Source organism: Pseudomonas sp. NFACC24-1 (genome assembly GCF_900115235.1).
Lineage (GTDB): Bacteria > Pseudomonadota > Gammaproteobacteria > Pseudomonadales > Pseudomonadaceae > Aquipseudomonas > Aquipseudomonas fluorescens_AA.
The window spans coordinates 32,610-49,475 of the sequence record NZ_FOVS01000026.1 but is presented as its reverse complement, the minus strand read 5'-3'; the positions used below and the strand labels follow the sequence as shown (position 1 = coordinate 49,475).

The following is a 16,866-nucleotide window of genomic DNA, read 5'->3' as shown; positions in this document are numbered from 1 at the left end:
CCAGTCCATTCGCGTGGGCACCTGAGAAAATTGGCTATGACACGGATAGACGGGCGCGACTCGAGGTCGCGCAGGTGAATCAGCCGCGGTGTCGCGATTCCACTGCCTTGCGCAGGGTATCGATCAAAGCCTGGATACGAGCATGCTGCATTTTCATCGACGCCTTGTTGACGATCAACCGGGAGGTGATGTCGGCGATGAAATCCTGGGGCTCCAGACCATTGGCCCGCAGGGTGTTGCCGGTGTCGACCACGTCGATGATCTTGTCCGCCAGGCCGATCAGCGGCGCCAGCTCCATCGAACCGTACAGCTTGATGATGTCGACCTGACGGCCCTGCTCGGCGTAATACCGCTTGGCAATGTTGACGAACTTGGTCGCCACGCGCAAACGCCCCTTGGGCTCCGGCGCGCCGACTTTACCGGCGGTCATCAGCTTGCAACGGGCGATCCGCAGGTCCAGGGGTTCGTACAGGCCCTGGCCGCCGTATTCCATCAGCACGTCCTTGCCGGCAACGCCCAGGTCGGCGGCACCATGTTCCACATAGGTCGGCACATCGGTGGCACGCACGATCAGCAAGCGCACGTCGGCCTGGGTCGTGGGGATGATCAGCTTGCGGCTCTTGTCCGGATTCTCGGTCGGCACGATGCCCGCTTCAGCCAGAAGCGGCAGGGTGTCGTCAAGGATGCGGCCCTTGGACAGTGCGATGGTCAACATGGGAAACGTCAGTCCTTATCAAGGTACTCATGCCCGGTCGCAAGCGGCGCCGGACATACATCGAGGGTGCAACCACCCTCGAATGAAACGAAATCAACGGATGCGTCCCTGCATCCATGCAACCAGAACTAGCCCGGTACGCGGCGGATCTTGGCGCCAAGCATCTGCAGCTTCTCTTCGATGCACTCATAACCACGGTCTATGTGGTAGATGCGATCGATGAGGGTATCGCCTTCGGCAACCAGGGCCGAGATCACCAGGCTGGCCGAAGCCCGCAGGTCGGTGGCCATGACTGGCGCGCCCTTGAGCTTCTCGGTGCCAGTGACGATGGCCGTGTTGCCTTCGACCTGGATCTTGGCGCCCATGCGGTGCAGTTCGTAGACGTGCATGAAACGGTTTTCGAAGATCGTCTCGATGACCGCGCCCGTGCCTTCGGCAATGGCGTTGAGGGAGATGAACTGCGCCTGCATGTCGGTCGGGAACGCCGGGTATGGAGCGGTCCGCACGTTGACAGCCTTGGGGCGCTTGCCGTGCATGTTCACTTCGATCCAGTCTTCGCCGCAGGTGACTTCGGCACCGGCTTCCTTGAGTTTCTCCAGGACGGCTTCGAGGATGGTCGGATCGGTGTCCTTGACCTTGACGCGGCCACCGGTGACGGCAGCGGCCACCAGGTAGGTACCGGTTTCGATCCGATCCGGCATCACCTTGTAGGTGGCCGAATGCAGGCGCTCGACGCCATCGATGGTGATGGTGTCAGTGCCGGCACCGCTGATCTTGGCACCCATGGCGATCAGGAAGTTCGCCAGGTCGACCACTTCAGGCTCGCGGGCAGCGTTCTGCAGCACGCTGCGGCCCTTGGCCAGTGCGGCGGCCATCATGATGTTCTCGGTACCGGTCACGCTGACGGTATCGAAGAAGAAGTGCGCGCCGCGCAAGCCGCCTTCCGGCGCCTTGGCCTTGATGTAGCCGCCTTCGACGTCGATCACCGCGCCCATGGCTTCCAGGCCGCGGATGTGCAGGTCCACCGGACGCGAGCCGATGGCGCAACCGCCAGGCAAGGCGACTTCGGCTTCACCGAAACGGGCGACCATCGGGCCCAGTACCAGGATCGACGCACGCATGGTCTTCACCAGTTCGTACGGGGCGATCAGGGTCTTGATGGTGCGTGGGTCGATCTCGACGCTGAGCTTCTCGTCGATCACCGGCTCGATGCCCATGCGGCCGAACAGCTCGATCATCGTGGTGATGTCGTGCAGGTGCGGCAGGTTGGCCACGGTCACAGGACCATCGCACAGCAGGGTTGCGGCCAGGATTGGCAGGGCGGAGTTCTTTGCCCCGGAAATACGGATTTCGCCATCAAGACGAACGCCGCCGGTAATAATCAGTTTATCCATAAGAATCTCGAGGCCCTTGGGCTCAGGTGCGCTCGGCCCAGGCCGCGCTGCTGAAAAATTTCATCGTGACCGCGTGGATGCTGCCATCGGCAATCCATGGGTTCAAATGGGCATAGATGCTCTGCTGACGCTTCACTGGGCTCAATGCCGCCAGTTCATCGCTGATCACGTTCAGCTGGAAGTTGCAGCCTTCGCCTTCAACTTCCACCTGCGTACCAGGCAGCTTTCCTTCAAGGAAGCTCTTCACTTCTACAGCCTGCATGCTCAACCTCAATCGGCGCCCTGTGCGCGCGGGTCGCACATCATACAAAAAAGCCCCGCGCCTGCGAACCCCGCGAAGCAGGACTCTGACGGGGGGACTTTTCCGACAATGTGGGTCAGGAGTGCGCCAACAGCTCGGTCAGCTCGCTGACCTGGGCTATTTCGCGCATGTCTTCGGGCATCCCACGGATGCTCCACGTTTTGCCGGCCGCCTGGGCGTCCCGCATGAAGCACAGCAGCAGCGACAAGCCGACACTGCTGGATTTCTGCACCGCCGAGCAGTCAATGACCACCTCGGCGGCACCGACGGACTTGATCAGCGCCTGGCCCTGCTTGCGCAAGGCAGGGCCGGTGCGGTAGTCCAGCACGCCACTGAGCAGCAGCTCACCCGCGCCGCCCAGACGAACGGCCGACTCACTCACCGACTCGATCATTGTTCCTGCTTCTCTTTGGCTTCTTCGGTCACTTCCTTGGCCTTGGCGACTTCGCCGGCCCAACCGTCGATGGTCTTGTCCAGGTCGTTGCCATTGCGCTGCATCGCATCGGCGAACTGATCGCGGAACAGCTTGCCAATGTTGATGCCATTGATGATCACGTTGCGCACCTTCCACTCGCTGTTGATCTTCTCCAGCGTGTAGGAGACAGGGTAGACCGCGCCGTTGTTGCCCTTGACCTGCATGTCGACGCTGGTGCGGGTGCCGCTTTCGTCCTTGGCCGGGGAAACGGTGATGCCCTGGTTGTTGTATTCCAGCAAGGCGTTGCCATAGAACTGCATCAGGCTGCGCTTGAAGTTCTCCTGGAAGCGGGTCATCTGCGCCGGGGTTGCCTTGCGCGAGTACTTGACGGTCATGATGCTCTTGGAGATGCCATCGGCGTCCACCACAGGGCCGACGATGCCGTTCAGCGCATCATAGAACGCGCTGGGGTCTTGCTTGTACTTCTCTTTATTGGCGGCAAGGTCCGCCAACAACCGGGTGGTCGTGTCCTGGATGATGTCATGGGCCGAAGGCGCGGCCACGGCGTTGGCCATCAACGGCAGCGCCGCGAGCAGCACCAACAGGCTACGTCGCAAGATAGAGATCATTCAAAAGCTCCTCATTTGGCGTCTTTGCTAACGGTATTGAGCAGGAATTTACCGATCAGGTCCTCGAGCACCAGGGACGACTGCGTGTCATGGATGACCCCGCCGTCCTTGAGCACGGTGTCTTCTCCTCCCACGCTGATGCCAATGTATTTCTCGCCCAGCAGCCCGGCCGTGAGGATAGATGCCGTGGAGTCAGTCGGCAGGTTGTCCACGCGCTTTTCCAGCTGCAGCGTCACCCGACCGGTGAAATCCTCGCGGTTCAGATCGATTGCCGTGACCTTGCCGATGGTCACACCGGCCATGGTCACCTTGGCTCTGACCGTCAAACCGGCGATATTGTCGAAGTTGGCATAAAGTTTATAAGTATCGGTGCTTGCCGTCGGCGCCAGTCCACTGACCCGCAAGGCCAGCAGCAGCAAAGCCAGGATGCCAGCCAGCAAGAAAAGGCCGACACCGATTTCCAGGGTGCGGTTTTGCATCAGAAATCTCCAAACATCAAGGCGGTCAGAATAAAGTCAAGGCCCAGGACCGCCAGCGAGGCGTACACCACGGTCTTGGTTGTGGCACGGCTGATCCCCTCTGAAGTGGGGTCACAGTCATAGCCTTGAAACACGGCGATCCAGGTCACGACGAACGCGAACACGGCACTTTTGATCACGCCATTGAGGACATCGTCGAGGAAGTCGACGCTGTTTTGCATGTTCGACCAGTAGGAACCTTCATAGACCCCCAGCCAGTCGACGGCCACCCAGGAGCCGCCCCAGATCCCCACGACGCTGAAAATCATCGCCAGCACCGGCAGGGAAATGAAGCCGGCCCACAGGCGCGGGGCAATGATGTACTTGAGCGGGTCGACACCGATCATTTCCAGGCTGGACAGTTGCTCGGTGGACTTCATGTTACCGATTTCAGCCGTCAGCGCCGAACCGGCCCGCCCGGCGAACAGCAGCGCCGTCACCACGGGGCCGAGCTCGCGCAGCAGCGTCAGGGCGACCATCTGCCCGACCGCCTGCTCCGAACCGTAGCTGGACAAAATGCTGAAGCCCTGCAGCGCCAACACCATGCCAATGAAGATCCCGGAGACCACGATGATCACCAGGGACATCACGCCCACCGAGTGCAACTGCTTGACCAGCAGGCCAAAGCCGCCGCCTGTCGCGTTGCGACCGAGCAGGGCGTGCATCAGGAACAGCGAGGAACGGCCCAGCACCGCCACCACATCGATGCCGGAGCGACCAAACAGACGAACTCTTTCCAACAGTGACTTCTTGCGCATCAGCGCTTCCCCAGCAGATCGGTACGGTAATCCGTGGCCGGAAAATGGAATTCCACCGGGCCGTCCGGATCACCCTTCATGAATTGGCGAATACGCGGGTTGTCCGAATCCGCCAGTTCCTGCGGTGTGCCCTGCCCCAGCACCTGACCATCGCCGACCACATAGATGTAGTCGGCAATGCTGGCGGTTTCGGCCAGGTCATGGGAGACCACGATACTGGTGATGCCCAGCGCATCGTTGAGCAGGCGGATCAGGCGCACGAGTACACCCATGGCGATCGGGTCCTGGCCGACGAAGGGTTCGTCGTACATGAGGATCTTCGGATCGAGGGCAATCGCCCGCGCCAGCGCGACCCGCCGCTTCATGCCGCCGGACAGCTCGTCCGGCATCAGGTCGATGGCGCCGCGCAGCCCGACGGCCTGCAACTTGAGCAGGACGATGTCGCGGATCATTTCTTCCGGCAGGTCGGTATGGACCCGCAGCGGAAACGCCACGTTCTCGAACACATCGAGGTCGGTGAACAGCGCGCCGCTCTGGAACAGCACGCCCATGTGCTTGCGTGCATCGAACAGGTCGCTGCGAGACAACTGGGGAAGATTCTGGCCATTGACCCAGACTTCGCCGGCGCTGGGACGCAACTGCGCGCCTATCAGCCGCAGCAGCGTGGTCTTGCCACACCCGGAGGGCCCCATGATGCCGGTGACCTTGCCCCGTGGTATGCGAATATCGATGTCATTGAAAATGCTGCGCGTCCCTCGCTTGAAGGACAGTCCCTTCAGCTCGACCGCGTAGGCGTTGTCGGCACTCATCTAAACTCCTTGCGATGCAGCCTCACATTCGAATGCCCTGGGCAGCCGACAAGCGCCGGTACCGCCGGGCACGCGAACCGGCGGCGAACTATATCACTGCAACAGCCAAGCGCCCAAGGCCAACGCCCCGCCCGTTAAGCCTGGCTTAAGGTAAAAGCCACATTTTATGTCAAACGTTGCGGCCCCTTGAACAAAGCATGACGAACTTACGTGAGGGAATTGTTCATTACCGCTATAATCGCCGCCTTTTCATCGGGCTATACGATTCCAGACATGAGCCAATCCAGCGACCTGATTCAATCGGCACAACGTACCATCCGCCTCGAGCTCGAAGCCGTGCAAGGCTTGTTGCCCCATATCGACGCTGATTTCGTACGCGCCTGCGAGATGATTCTGGCCAGCAAGGGCCGCGTGGTCGTGGTCGGCATGGGCAAGTCCGGGCACATCGGCAACAAGATCGCCGCCACCCTCGCCAGCACCGGCACCACGGCCTTTTTCGTCCACCCGGCCGAAGCCAGCCATGGCGACATGGGCATGATCACCCGGGACGACATCATCCTGGCCCTGTCCAACTCCGGCTCCACCAACGAGATCATCACCCTGCTGCCGCTGATCAAGCGCCTGGGCATCCAGTTGATCAGCGTGACCGGCAACCCCGACTCGCCGCTGGCCAAGGCCGCCGAAGTGAACCTCAATGTCAATGTCGAGCACGAAGCCTGCCCGCTGAACCTGGCACCGACCTCCTCCACCACCGCGGCACTGGTCATGGGCGATGCCCTGGCCGTGGCGCTGCTGGAAGCCCGGGGCTTCACCGCGGAAGATTTCGCCTTTTCCCATCCCGGTGGCGCCCTCGGCCGTCGCCTGCTGCTGAAAGTCGAAAACGTGATGCACGCCGGCCAGGAACTGCCGCAGGTTGTGCGCGGCACGCTGCTCAAGGACGCGCTCATGGAAATGACCCGCAAGGGGCTGGGCATGACGGTGGTCCTGGAGGCCGACGGCAAGCTCGCCGGGATCTTTACCGACGGCGACCTGCGCCGCACCCTGGACCGCACCATCGACATCCACAGTGCGACCATCGAACAGGTCATGACCCCCCACGGCAAGACCGCCCGCGCCGAGATGCTCGCCGCCGAGGCCCTGAAAATCATGGAAGACCACAAGATCAGCGCCCTGGTGGTCGTCGATGACGAAGACCGTCCGGTGGGCGCCCTGAACATGCACGATCTGCTGCGTGCGGGAGTCATGTAAATGAACACAGACCTGTTGCAACGCGGCAAAGCCATCAAGCTGGCCGTCTTCGATGTCGATGGCGTGCTGACCGACGGTCGCCTGTACTTCCTCGAAGACGGCAGCGAATTCAAGACCTTCAATACCCTCGACGGCCAAGGCATCAAGATGTTGATGGCCGCCGGCGTGCAGACCGCTATCATCAGCGGCCGCAAGACCCCGGTGGTCGAACGGCGTGCGAAGAACCTCGGCATCCCGCACCTTTACCAGGGGCGCGAAGACAAACTGGTGGTGCTGGACGAGCTTCTGGGTCAACTCAACCTAAGCTATGAACAGGTGGCCTACCTCGGTGACGACCTGCCAGACCTGCCGGTGATTCGCCGGGTCGGCCTGGGCATGGCGGTCGCCAACGCGGCCAGCTTTGTCCGCGAGCATGCCCACGGCATCACCACGGCGCGAGGCGGCGAAGGTGCGGTCCGTGAATTCTGTGAACTGATCCTGCGCGCCCAGGGCCGCCTCGAAGCGGCCAACGCCGCGTACCTGTGAGCCATTTATGCTGAGCAAAAAGATTCGCACCATTGTGGTGTTTGCCTGTATCGCGGCGATTTTCGCCGCGGTGGGCTATTGGAACATCAGCCCCGAACGCTTTCTCGACCAGCCTGCGGCCCAGGTCGAGGAACGGATCGACTGGTACGCGACCAACACCCACACCCTGCAGTACCTGCCCGACGGCAAAGTGCAATATGAGATGACGTCCGACAAGGTTGACCACGTAAAGGCCACTGACATTACGCTGGTCACCAAGCCGGACCTGAACATGTTCCGCGGCACCGAATTCCCGTGGCACGTGCAGAGCGAGCACGCCGAAGTCAATTCCGGCGGCACCGAAGTGGAATTGATCGACTCGGTACGCGTCGCCCGAACCGACGAGAAAAACCGCACGACCATCATCACCAGCACACGCATGACCGTGTTCCCACAGCAAGAATATGCGCAGACCGAGCAACCCGTTAGAATCGACGGCGCCGGGGGTGTATCGACCGGCACGGGCATGAAGGCGTATTTGAAGGAAAGCAGGATACACCTGCTATCGAACGTAAGAGGACAGTATGAAGCTCGCTAAAACCCTCCCTATTTTGCTCAGTCTGGGCGCAGCACTGGGAAGCGCGAGCGCCTGGGCTCTTCCCAACGACCGCGACCAACCTATCCGCATCCAGGCCGACGACGCCCAACTCGACGACAAGAATGGCGTCGCCACCTATAAAGGTGACGTGATCATCACCCAGGGCTCGATGAAGGTCACCGGCAACACCGTGACCATCACCCGCACCCAGTCCGGCGACATCGACGTGGTGACCTCGGTGGGCAACCTGGCCTATTTCGAGCAACTGCAGACTGCGGGCGACACCAAGCCAGTACAGGGCTACGGGGTGACCATCCAATACCACGCCTCCCAGGATCGCGTGGTCCTGATCGACCGCGCCAAGGTCGTCGACAAGGACAACAACGTCACCCAGGGCGAGAAAATCGTCTACGACACCAACAAGAAACTCGCCAGCGCCGGCCGCGCCACCGGCAGCAAGGTGACCGAGCAGCGTCCGCGGATCGATATGGTGATCCAGCCTAAAAAGAAAACCGAGCAGAAGGCCCAGTAATGGCAACTCTGAAAGCCCAGCACTTGGCCAAGAGCTACAAGGGCCGGCAAGTCGTGCGTGATGTCAGCCTGTCCATCGACAGCGGCCAGATCGTCGGCCTGCTCGGCCCCAATGGCGCGGGCAAGACCACCTGCTTCTATATGATCGTCGGCCTGGTCCAGGCCGATCAGGGTCGCGTGCTGATCGACGACCTGGATGTCAGCCACCAGCCGATGCACGGCCGGGCGAAGGCCGGGATCGGCTATTTGCCGCAAGAAGCGTCGATCTTCCGCAAACTGTCGGTTGCCGACAACATCATGGCGATCCTCGAGACCCGCAAGGAGCTCGACAAGGCCGGCCGTCGCCAGGAGCTGGAAAGCCTGCTGCAGGAATTCCACATCAACCACATTCGCGACAACCTGGGCATGAGCCTGTCGGGCGGCGAACGGCGCCGCGTGGAAATTGCCCGCGCCCTGGCCACCGCACCGAAATTCATCCTGCTCGACGAACCGTTCGCCGGCGTGGACCCGATCTCGGTGGGCGACATCAAGCAGATCATCCATCACCTCAAGGCCAAGGGCATCGGCGTACTGATCACCGACCACAACGTGCGCGAGACCCTGGATATCTGCGAAACCGCCTACATTGTCAATGACGGCCAATTGATCGCCGAAGGTGACTCCGCCGCGATCCTGGCCAACGACCTGGTCAAGGAAGTGTACCTGGGCCATGAGTTCCGCCTGTAAGCACACGTGTATGGCGAATTGCCCGGGCGTCGTTTAACTTTATTATGGCGACGCTCTAGGCAAACACTTCGGTTTCAGGCATATAATTTGCTTAAGTTTGGCGCTCCGGCGCCCTGTAGTGGATGGCGCATGTGCGCCGGCGAATAAGGTGTTAAGCCCCTGCCATGAAACCATCGCTAGTCTTGAGAATGGGCCAGCAGCTGACGATGACACCGCAGCTGCAACAGGCCATCCGCCTGCTCCAATTGTCGACCCTGGACCTGCAGCAGGAAATCCAGGAGGCCCTGGAGTCCAATCCGATGCTCGAACGCCAGGAAGAAGGCGACGACTTCGATAACACCGATCCGCTGGCCGACAACGTCGAGCAGAAGACCAACACCGAGATCCCGGAACCGTCCTACCAGGAAGCCGCCCCGACGGTGGATAACCTCGAGGATGGCGAATGGAACGAGCGCATCCCCAACGAATTGCCCGTGGACACGGCCTGGGAAGATGTCTACCAGACCAGCGCCAGCAACCTGCCCAGCAGCGATGATGACGAGTGGGACTTCACCACCCGCACCTCGGCCGGCGAAAGCCTGCAAAGCCACCTGCTGTGGCAACTGAACCTGGCGCCGATGTCCGACACCGATCGCCTGATCGCCGTGACCCTGATCGATTGCATCAACAACCAGGGCTACCTGGACGAGACCCTCGAAGAAATCCTCGAAGCCTTCGACCCCGAGCTCGACATCGAGCTGGACGAGATCGAAGCCGTCCTCCATCGCATCCAGCAATTCGAACCGGCCGGCATCGGCGCCCGCAACCTGGGCGAGTGCCTGCTGCTGCAACTGCGCCAGTTGCCTGCCAAGACACCATGGCTGGCCGAAGCCAAGCGATTGGTCACCGATTACATCGACCTGCTGGGCGGTCGCGACTACAGCCAATTGATGCGGCGCATGAAGCTCAAGGAAGATGAGCTGCGCCAGGTCATCGAGCTGGTACAGAGCCTCAACCCGCGTCCCGGCTCGCAGATCGAATCCACGGAGCCTGAGTACGTTGTCCCCGATGTGATCGTGCGCAAGCACAACGATCGCTGGCTGGTGGAGCTCAACCAGGAGTCGGTGCCCAAGCTGCGGGTCAACGCCCAGTACGCCGGCTTCGTCAAGCGCGCCGACACCAGCGCCGACAACACCTTCATGCGCAACCAGTTGCAGGAAGCCCGCTGGTTCATCAAGAGCCTGCAGAGCCGCAACGAAACCCTGATGAAAGTGGCCACCCAGATCGTCGAGCATCAGCGCGGCTTCCTGGAGTACGGCGATGAGGCGATGAAACCGTTGGTCCTGCATGACATTGCCGAGGCAGTGGGTATGCACGAGTCGACGATTTCCCGGGTGACCACCCAGAAATTCATGCATACCCCCCGGGGCATCTATGAATTGAAATACTTTTTCTCCAGCCATGTCAGCACCTCCGAAGGCGGCGAATGCTCGTCCACGGCCATCCGCGCGATCATCAAAAAACTGGTGGCCGCGGAAAATCAGAAAAAGCCGTTGAGTGACAGCAAGATCGCTGGTTTACTGGAGGCACAAGGCATTCAGGTGGCCCGCCGTACCGTCGCCAAATACCGCGAATCCCTCGGGATCGCGCCTTCGAGCGAACGCAAGCGGTTGATGTAACAGGCCACGCCACAGCGTTCCAGTGGCAGGCATTTCTGCCTGCCGCTTTATGCACTGGCAACGAAGGAGAAGCTGTATGCAAGTCAACATCAGTGGACACCAACTGGAAGTGACCGAACCCCTGCGCACCTACATCGGCGAAAAACTCGACCGGTTGGAGAGGCATTTCGACAAGATCACCAACGTGCAAGTCACGATGAACGTCGAGAAGCTGCTGCAGAAAATCGAAGCCACGCTGCATATCCCCGGCGGAGAAGTGGTTGCCAACGCAGAGCACACAGACATGTATGCCGCGATTGACCTGCTGACCGACAAGCTGGATCGCCAACTCAAAAAGCATAAGGAAAAGACCCAGAGCCTCCTCCAGGGCGCGACCGGTCGTTAACCCCCCCAATCCATGATCCGACTAGAAACCATCCTGACCCCCGGCCGTTCCCTAGTGAACGCGCCGGGCGGCAGTAAAAAGAAAGCCCTCGAACAAACTGCCAACCTGATCCACCGCGAAGTGCCGGATCTGGGAATGCAGGATGTCTTCGAGGCGCTGGTTGCCCGTGAAAAACTCGGTTCCACCGGTTTTGGCAACGGCATCGCCATTCCCCACTGCCGCCTCAAGGGTTGCGCCGCACCCATCAGCGCACTGTTGCACCTTGAAGCCCCCATAGATTTCGACGCCATCGACGGCGCCCCGGTCGACCTGCTGTTCGTATTGCTGGTTCCGGAAGCGGCGACCGATGCGCACCTCGAGCTGCTGCGCCAGATAGCCAGCATGCTGGACCGCAAGGAAGTGCGCGAAAAACTGCGCAGCGCGCCGAGTAACGAAGCTCTGTACCAGGTGGTCCTGGACGAGCAGAACGGTCATTAAACATGCGCATGATCATCGTCAGTGGCCGCTCCGGCTCCGGTAAAAGCACGGCCCTCAACGTGCTTGAGGACAGCGGCTACTATTGCATCGACAACCTGCCCGCCGGCCTGCTGCCAGAACTGGCCGAGCGCGCCCTGATCCACACCGAGCTGGCACAGCCGCTGGTGGCGGTGTCCATCGATGCGCGCAACTTGCCGAGCCACCTGTCGCGTTTTCCCGAACTGCTCGAGGAAGTGCGCAGCCGGCATATTCAATGCGATGTGTTGTACCTGGATGCCGATGAAGAGACGCTACTCAAGCGTTTTTCCGAAACCCGCCGGCGTCACCCGCTGAGCAACGCCAACCGCTCCCTGGCCGAAGCCATTGAGGATGAAAGCCAGCTGTTGGGGCCGATCGCCGACCTGGCGGACCTGAAGGTCAACACCACGCACCTGAACCTGTATCAGTTGCGCGACACCATCAAGCTGCGCCTGCTGAACCAACCGGAGCCGGGCACGGCGTTCCTGGTGGAGTCGTTCGGCTTCAAGCGTGGCATGCCGGTAGACGCCGACCTGGTGTTCGATGTGCGTTGCCTGCCCAACCCTTATTGGAAACCGGAACTGCGCGAGCAGTCCGGGCTCGATCAGCCGGTGATCGACTACCTGGCCGCACAGCCGGACGTCGAGGAAATGTACCAGGACATCTCCAGCTACCTGCTTAAATGGCTACCCCGCTTTGCCGCGAGCAATCGCGCCTATGTCACGATCGCCATCGGCTGTACCGGCGGTCACCACCGCTCCGTCTACCTGACCGAACGCCTCGGCCAGCTCCTGCAAAAATCCCTGAAGAATGTCCAGGTTCGCCACCGCGACCTCAGCTAAAGGATTCACACCGCGATGCCTGCTCAGGAAATTGAAATCATCAACAAGCTGGGCTTGCATGCCCGAGCGTCGGCCAAGTTTGTCGGAGTCGCGGGACAGTTCAAGGACACCACCATCAGGGTCGGCCGCACGCCGGAGTCCACGGTCGACGGCAAAAGCATCATGGCGATGATGATGCTCGCCGCCGGCAAGGGCACCAAGATCTACCTGAGCACCGAAGGGGATCAGGCGAAGGAAGCGATGGATGCCCTGGTGGACCTGATCAACCGATACTTCGACGAAGGCGAATAACCCCTGTGGCGAGGGGATTTATCCCCGCTGGGGTGCGAAGCAGCCCCCCAAAAAAGGGCCCATACAATCGACCAGAGATACCGCGAGAGTAGGTTTTTGGGCTGCTTCGCAGCCCAGCGGGGATAAATCCCCTCGCCACAAATGGTCCCTTCCTACGGATGGTCCCTGTCACACAGATTCCCCCTGTCACGCCAACGCCGTATCCAGCACCATCATCAGGCAAAACCCCACCAACAACCCCAGGCTCGCCAGCTTCTCGTGACCATTGCGGCGGGATTCGGGAATGACTTCGTGGGTCACCACCAGCAGCATCGCCCCAGCCGCCAACGCCAGGCCCAGGGGCAAGAGCAGCTCGGCCAGACTCACCAACCAGGCGCACAGCAGCGCGAACACGGGCTCGACCAACCCTGACGCCGCGCCAATCAGGAAAGCCCTGACCCGCGACATGCCCGCCGTGGCCAGCACCAACGCGATCACCAGCCCTTCGGGGACATCCTGCAAGGCGATGCCCATCGCCAGGCTGTCGGCATCCGGCATGCCGCCGCCCGCCGACACACCCACCGCCATGCCTTCTGGAATGTTGTGGGCGATGATGGCGAACACGAACAACCAGATCCGCGGCGCTATGATCGGACGGCCTGGCGCCGCCACCACCCTTTCCGGGCTGGCCGAGACCTTGCGGTCCACCAGGTACAGCCCGAACGCCCCCGACAGAATGCCAAAGCAGATAAGGCCGCTGGCTGCCCAAGGCGTGAATCCCAACTGCTCGGCCGCGGCAATGCCCGGCACGATCAGCGAAAACGCCGTGGCCGCGAGCATCACTCCGGCACCGAAGCCCAGCAGCGAATCGCTCACGGTCTGGGGCATGCGCCGGATGACCAGCACCGGCACAGCCCCCAGCGCGGTGCCCAAGGCACAAAGTCCGCCGCCTTGCAGGGCTCGCAACAGCCTGGGCTCCAGGTCCAGCCACGCCAGGCCCTGGGCCGCCAACAACGTCATCCCGGCCAACAGCAGCAATGACCCCAAGGCATAGCGGAACATCCGCCCGCTTCCAATCGCCAGTGTTTGAGTATCCATAGTCAGCCTTGGAGGGTGTTCATGAAGGACTCGACGCCAGCGCCGCCTGATAGCGCCGGGCGACTTCAGGCCAATTGATCACGTTGTAGAAGGCGCTGATGTATTCCGGACGACGGTTCTGATAGCGCAGGTAGTAGGCATGCTCCCAGACGTCCAGGCCAAGAATCGGCGTGTTGCCATTCATCAGCGGACTGTCCTGGTTGCCGCTGCTTTCCACCACCAGGGTCTTTTGCGGGGTCACGCTCAACCACGCCCAGCCGCTGCCGAAACGGGTCAGTGCCGCTTTGGTGAACGCTTCCTTGAAACGCTCGATACCACCCAGTTGCGCATCGATCGCCGCCGCCAGGGCGCCCTCGGGCAGGCCGCCGCCCTGGGGCGTCATCACCTCCCAGAACAAAGAATGATTGGCATGGCCACCGCCCTGGTTGATGACCGCCGCCTTCAGGCTGGGCGGCAACTGCTCCACGCTGGACACCAGTTTTTCGACGGGCCATCCGGCGTATTCGGTGCCGTCCACCGCCGCGTTGAGGTTATTGATGTAGGTCTGGTGGTGCTTGGTGTAATGGATCTCCATGGTTTGCGCATCGATGTGCGGTTCCAGGGCGTCGTAGGCGTAGGGCAATGCAGGCAAGGTAAAAGCCATGTTCAATGAACTCCATGATGAAGAGGAGCATTGCGCTGCCGGGACGTAGCGGCATTGCAATGCAGCAGGCGCTGGGTGCGTGGGTACTCACCGTGCTCGCTGATGAAATTCAGCAGTTCGACGTAGGTCTTGTGGCTCTGGCGTTGCGCGGCGGCGCGCAGGGCCGGTGCCAGGCGTTCGTCCTGCATCGTCTGCAACAACCGTTGGTGGATCGCACACAAATATTCGGCGCTCTCCTCCGGTTGGTTCAGGCGCAAGTGCAGGTCCGCCAGGTTGTGATGGGAGACGACGCAAGCAGCGACCGCTTCGTCGGCATCGGCCCAGCGCTCGAACAACACTTGGGCCAGCGCCAGGGCTTGCAGGTAGGCTTCGCGGGCATCCACCAGCTCGCCCAGCATGAAACAGCGATTGGCCCGTTCGATCGTACGTTTCCAGTGTTCCATGGTGAGTCCTCCACACAGGTGTCGGGTTACACGCCGCCAGCGGTGAGCTTCTCCGGGTCCAGCAGGACTTCGAGTTCGCTGCGAGACAGGTCGGTGTGTTCCAGGGCGACATCGATGACCGGTCGGCCTTGCTGATAAGCCTTCTTGGCGATTTCAGCGGCCTTCTGGTAACCGATGATCGGATTCAGCGCGGTCACCAGGATCGGGTTGCGCGACAATGCTTCCTTGAGCCTGGCTTCGTTGACCTTGAACGTGGCGATGGCCTTGTCCGCGAGCAAGCGGCTGGCGGTGGACATCAGGCCGATGCTGCTCAGCAGGTTCTGGGCGATGATCGGCAACATCACGTTCAATTCGAAGTTGCCCGATTGACCGGCAATGGTGATCGCCGTGTCGTTACCGATCACCTGGGCCGCGACCATCGCAGTGGCTTCAGGAATGACCGGGTTGACCTTGCCGGGCATGATCGAGGAGCCCGGCTGCAAGCCTTCGAGCTCGATTTCACCCAGGCCCGCCAGCGGCCCGGAGTTCATCCAGCGTAGGTCGTTGGCGATTTTCATCAGCGACACGGCCGTGGTCTTGAGCTGCCCGGAAACCGCCACGGCGGTGTCCTGGGAGCCGATCAGCGCGAACAGGTTCTTGCCCGGGGTGAATTGCACCTGGGTCAATTGCGTCAGTTGTTGGCTGAACAACTCGGCGAAGCGTGGATGGGCATTGACCCCAGTGCCGACCGCCGTACCGCCCTGGGCCAGGGATTGCAGGCTCGGCAACAAGTCCTGCAAGTGGCCGATGTTAGCCTTGAGTTGTTGCGCCCAACCGTCGAGCACCTGGCTCAGGCGCACTGGCATGGCGTCCATCAGGTGGGTGCGACCCGTCTTGATGAACGGGTGGACTTCTTCGGCCTTGCGCTCGATCACCTGCACCAGGTGCAACAACGCCGGCAGCAGTTGCTCATGCAGGGCCAGCGCGGCACTGACATGAATACTGGTGGGGATGATGTCGTTGCTGCTCTGGCCGCAGTTGACATGGTCGTTCGGGTTGATCGCCTCTCCCAGCAGGCCGCTGGCGAGGGTGGCGATCACTTCGTTGGCGTTCATGTTGGAGCTGGTGCCCGAGCCGGTCTGGAAGATGTCCACCGGAAAATGATCCATGAAACGACCTTCGAGCAACCCCAGGGCGGCATCGACGATCGCCTTGCCCTGGGCCGCGCTGATCTGTTCCAGCTCTACGTTGGCCCGGGCGGCCGCAGCCTTGGCCAGGATCAGGGCGCGGATGAATGGCGCCGGCATGCGCTGGCCGCTGACCGGGAAGTTATCCACGGCACGCTGGGTCTGGGCGCCATAGAGGGCGTCCACCGGGACGTGCAGCTCGCCCATGCTGTCGCGTTCGATACGGGTATTACTCATCGGGAGATCCTTGCACCAGTTCAATAAGGGGAATCGATGGCGCCAGGGCGCAGGTCGCCAGCGCCCAGGCATGGCTCTGCCAGCGCTTGAGGCGGCAGCGGCACAGTGATTGGCGTTCGAGATCACGCAGGGGGCGCCAGGCCTGGTCGAGGCAGAGGCTGCGCCAATGCCAGGGCAGCGCGACATCCGAGGCGGTGTCGAGCAGCAGGCGGAAGGCGGTTTCGGAGATCATCCACGGCGAGGTGGCGGTGCAACAGGCCAGGTAGCGACCCTCGGCCAGATAATGCTCGATCAACCGCGGCTCGTCCGGATTCATCGCGCATCGGATCTGGCGGCTCATCCAGCGCCAGCTTTCAAGGTAGGGTTGTTCGTGCAGGGCAGAACTCATGACCGGGGCTCACTCGGCGAATGAGATTCATTATTAGATGATAATAAGAAGCAACACAAGCCTGGGAGCGCATCATTGTGGCGAGGGGATTTATC

Annotated in this window: 23 protein-coding genes; 10 read left to right on the top strand and 13 right to left on the bottom strand. The window is 61.3% G+C overall.

The window, feature by feature from the left end; translation table 11 throughout:
• Positions 1 to 79 precede the first annotated feature (79 nt).
• The 8 genes from hisG to BM317_RS21930 all read right to left on the bottom strand — a co-directional run bounded on the left by hisG (position 80) and on the right by BM317_RS21930 (position 5,539).
• Positions 80 to 715 (bottom strand): ATP phosphoribosyltransferase, encoded by a 636-nt coding sequence (hisG, locus tag BM317_RS21965; protein WP_047228656.1) that lies wholly within the window; start codon positions 713 to 715, stop codon positions 80 to 82.
• A 128-nt stretch (positions 716 to 843) separates the two neighbouring features.
• Positions 844 to 2,109: a UDP-N-acetylglucosamine 1-carboxyvinyltransferase gene (gene murA / locus BM317_RS21960; protein WP_018614024.1), complete on the bottom strand. Its 1,266-nt coding sequence runs from the start codon at positions 2,107 to 2,109 to the stop codon at positions 844 to 846.
• Between the two features lie 22 nt (positions 2,110 to 2,131).
• Positions 2,132 to 2,371 carry a BolA family protein gene (locus BM317_RS21955; RefSeq protein WP_007953556.1) on the bottom strand — a complete coding sequence of 80 codons (240 nt, stop codon included), beginning with the start codon at positions 2,369 to 2,371 and terminating at the stop codon, positions 2,132 to 2,134.
• A 115-nt stretch (positions 2,372 to 2,486) separates the two neighbouring features.
• Positions 2,487 to 2,792 (bottom strand): STAS domain-containing protein, encoded by a 306-nt coding sequence (locus BM317_RS21950; protein ID WP_092171733.1) that lies wholly within the window; start codon positions 2,790 to 2,792, stop codon positions 2,487 to 2,489.
• A gap of 8 nt (positions 2,793 to 2,800) precedes the next feature.
• Positions 2,801 to 3,454 carry an MlaC/ttg2D family ABC transporter substrate-binding protein gene (locus BM317_RS21945; RefSeq protein ID WP_060739150.1) on the bottom strand — a complete coding sequence of 218 codons (654 nt, stop codon included), beginning with the start codon at positions 3,452 to 3,454 and terminating at the stop codon, positions 2,801 to 2,803.
• An 11-nt stretch (positions 3,455 to 3,465) separates the two neighbouring features.
• Positions 3,466 to 3,933, bottom strand: a complete 468-nt coding sequence (gene mlaD, locus BM317_RS21940) for an outer membrane lipid asymmetry maintenance protein MlaD (protein WP_003178020.1) — start codon at positions 3,931 to 3,933, stop codon at positions 3,466 to 3,468.
• Positions 3,933 to 4,730, bottom strand: coding sequence for a lipid asymmetry maintenance ABC transporter permease subunit MlaE (gene mlaE / locus BM317_RS21935; protein ID WP_092171564.1), 798 nt, complete (start codon positions 4,728 to 4,730; stop codon positions 3,933 to 3,935). Before mlaE ends, mlaD begins: the two co-directional genes overlap by 1 nt.
• Positions 4,730 to 5,539 (bottom strand): ATP-binding cassette domain-containing protein, encoded by an 810-nt coding sequence (locus tag BM317_RS21930; protein WP_060739152.1) that lies wholly within the window; start codon positions 5,537 to 5,539, stop codon positions 4,730 to 4,732. The genes mlaE and BM317_RS21930 overlap by 1 nt, the downstream gene beginning before the upstream one ends.
• Before the next feature lie 273 nt (positions 5,540 to 5,812).
• Here BM317_RS21930 and BM317_RS21925 point away from each other — a divergent pair, with 273 nt between their 5' ends.
• The 10 genes from BM317_RS21925 to BM317_RS21880 all read left to right on the top strand — a co-directional run bounded on the left by BM317_RS21925 (position 5,813) and on the right by BM317_RS21880 (position 12,817).
• Positions 5,813 to 6,787 (top strand): KpsF/GutQ family sugar-phosphate isomerase, encoded by a 975-nt coding sequence (locus BM317_RS21925; protein ID WP_092333299.1) that lies wholly within the window; start codon positions 5,813 to 5,815, stop codon positions 6,785 to 6,787.
• Positions 6,788 to 7,312, top strand: a complete 525-nt coding sequence (locus BM317_RS21920) for a KdsC family phosphatase (protein ID WP_092476189.1) — start codon at positions 6,788 to 6,790, stop codon at positions 7,310 to 7,312.
• A gap of 7 nt (positions 7,313 to 7,319) precedes the next feature.
• Positions 7,320 to 7,889, top strand: a complete 570-nt coding sequence (gene lptC / locus BM317_RS21915; protein ID WP_060739155.1) for an LPS export ABC transporter periplasmic protein LptC — start codon at positions 7,320 to 7,322, stop codon at positions 7,887 to 7,889.
• A complete protein-coding gene (gene lptA, locus BM317_RS21910; protein WP_092171556.1) occupies positions 7,876 to 8,421 on the top strand; it encodes a lipopolysaccharide transport periplasmic protein LptA in 546 nt (181 codons plus the stop codon). The genes lptC and lptA overlap by 14 nt, the downstream gene beginning before the upstream one ends.
• Positions 8,421 to 9,146, top strand: coding sequence for an LPS export ABC transporter ATP-binding protein (gene lptB, locus BM317_RS21905; RefSeq protein WP_060739157.1), 726 nt, complete (start codon positions 8,421 to 8,423; stop codon positions 9,144 to 9,146). Before lptA ends, lptB begins: the two co-directional genes overlap by 1 nt.
• Before the next feature lie 164 nt (positions 9,147 to 9,310).
• A complete protein-coding gene (locus BM317_RS21900) occupies positions 9,311 to 10,804 on the top strand; it encodes an RNA polymerase factor sigma-54 (protein WP_072410874.1) in 1,494 nt (497 codons plus the stop codon).
• A gap of 76 nt (positions 10,805 to 10,880) precedes the next feature.
• Positions 10,881 to 11,189: a ribosome hibernation-promoting factor, HPF/YfiA family gene (gene raiA, locus BM317_RS21895; protein ID WP_003178005.1), complete on the top strand. Its 309-nt coding sequence runs from the start codon at positions 10,881 to 10,883 to the stop codon at positions 11,187 to 11,189.
• A gap of 12 nt (positions 11,190 to 11,201) precedes the next feature.
• Positions 11,202 to 11,666 carry a PTS IIA-like nitrogen regulatory protein PtsN gene (gene ptsN, locus BM317_RS21890; RefSeq protein WP_092476185.1) on the top strand — a complete coding sequence of 155 codons (465 nt, stop codon included), beginning with the start codon at positions 11,202 to 11,204 and terminating at the stop codon, positions 11,664 to 11,666.
• 2 nt (positions 11,667 to 11,668) lie between these two features.
• Positions 11,669 to 12,526 carry an RNase adapter RapZ gene (rapZ, locus tag BM317_RS21885; RefSeq protein ID WP_092171547.1) on the top strand — a complete coding sequence of 286 codons (858 nt, stop codon included), beginning with the start codon at positions 11,669 to 11,671 and terminating at the stop codon, positions 12,524 to 12,526.
• A 15-nt stretch (positions 12,527 to 12,541) separates the two neighbouring features.
• Positions 12,542 to 12,817, top strand: a complete 276-nt coding sequence (locus BM317_RS21880) for an HPr family phosphocarrier protein (RefSeq protein ID WP_092333309.1) — start codon at positions 12,542 to 12,544, stop codon at positions 12,815 to 12,817.
• A gap of 186 nt (positions 12,818 to 13,003) precedes the next feature.
• On the opposite strand, the gene BM317_RS21875 is transcribed toward BM317_RS21880, so the two are convergent.
• The 5 genes from BM317_RS21875 to BM317_RS21855 are packed head-to-tail and all read right to left on the bottom strand — an operon-like array spanning position 13,004 to position 16,771.
• Positions 13,004 to 13,894 (bottom strand): ZIP family metal transporter, encoded by an 891-nt coding sequence (locus tag BM317_RS21875; protein WP_092171540.1) that lies wholly within the window; start codon positions 13,892 to 13,894, stop codon positions 13,004 to 13,006.
• A gap of 19 nt (positions 13,895 to 13,913) precedes the next feature.
• Positions 13,914 to 14,537, bottom strand: a complete 624-nt coding sequence (locus BM317_RS21870; RefSeq protein ID WP_060739162.1) for a superoxide dismutase — start codon at positions 14,535 to 14,537, stop codon at positions 13,914 to 13,916.
• Between the two features lie 2 nt (positions 14,538 to 14,539).
• On the bottom strand, positions 14,540 to 14,980 hold the full coding sequence (locus BM317_RS21865; protein WP_092171538.1) for a hypothetical protein: 441 nt from the start codon (positions 14,978 to 14,980) through the stop codon (positions 14,540 to 14,542).
• A 26-nt stretch (positions 14,981 to 15,006) separates the two neighbouring features.
• On the bottom strand, positions 15,007 to 16,383 hold the full coding sequence (locus tag BM317_RS21860) for a class II fumarate hydratase (protein ID WP_092476183.1): 1,377 nt from the start codon (positions 16,381 to 16,383) through the stop codon (positions 15,007 to 15,009).
• On the bottom strand, positions 16,376 to 16,771 hold the full coding sequence (locus BM317_RS21855; protein ID WP_053118468.1) for a hypothetical protein: 396 nt from the start codon (positions 16,769 to 16,771) through the stop codon (positions 16,376 to 16,378). Before BM317_RS21855 ends, BM317_RS21860 begins: the two co-directional genes overlap by 8 nt.
• Positions 16,772 to 16,866 lie beyond the last annotated feature (95 nt).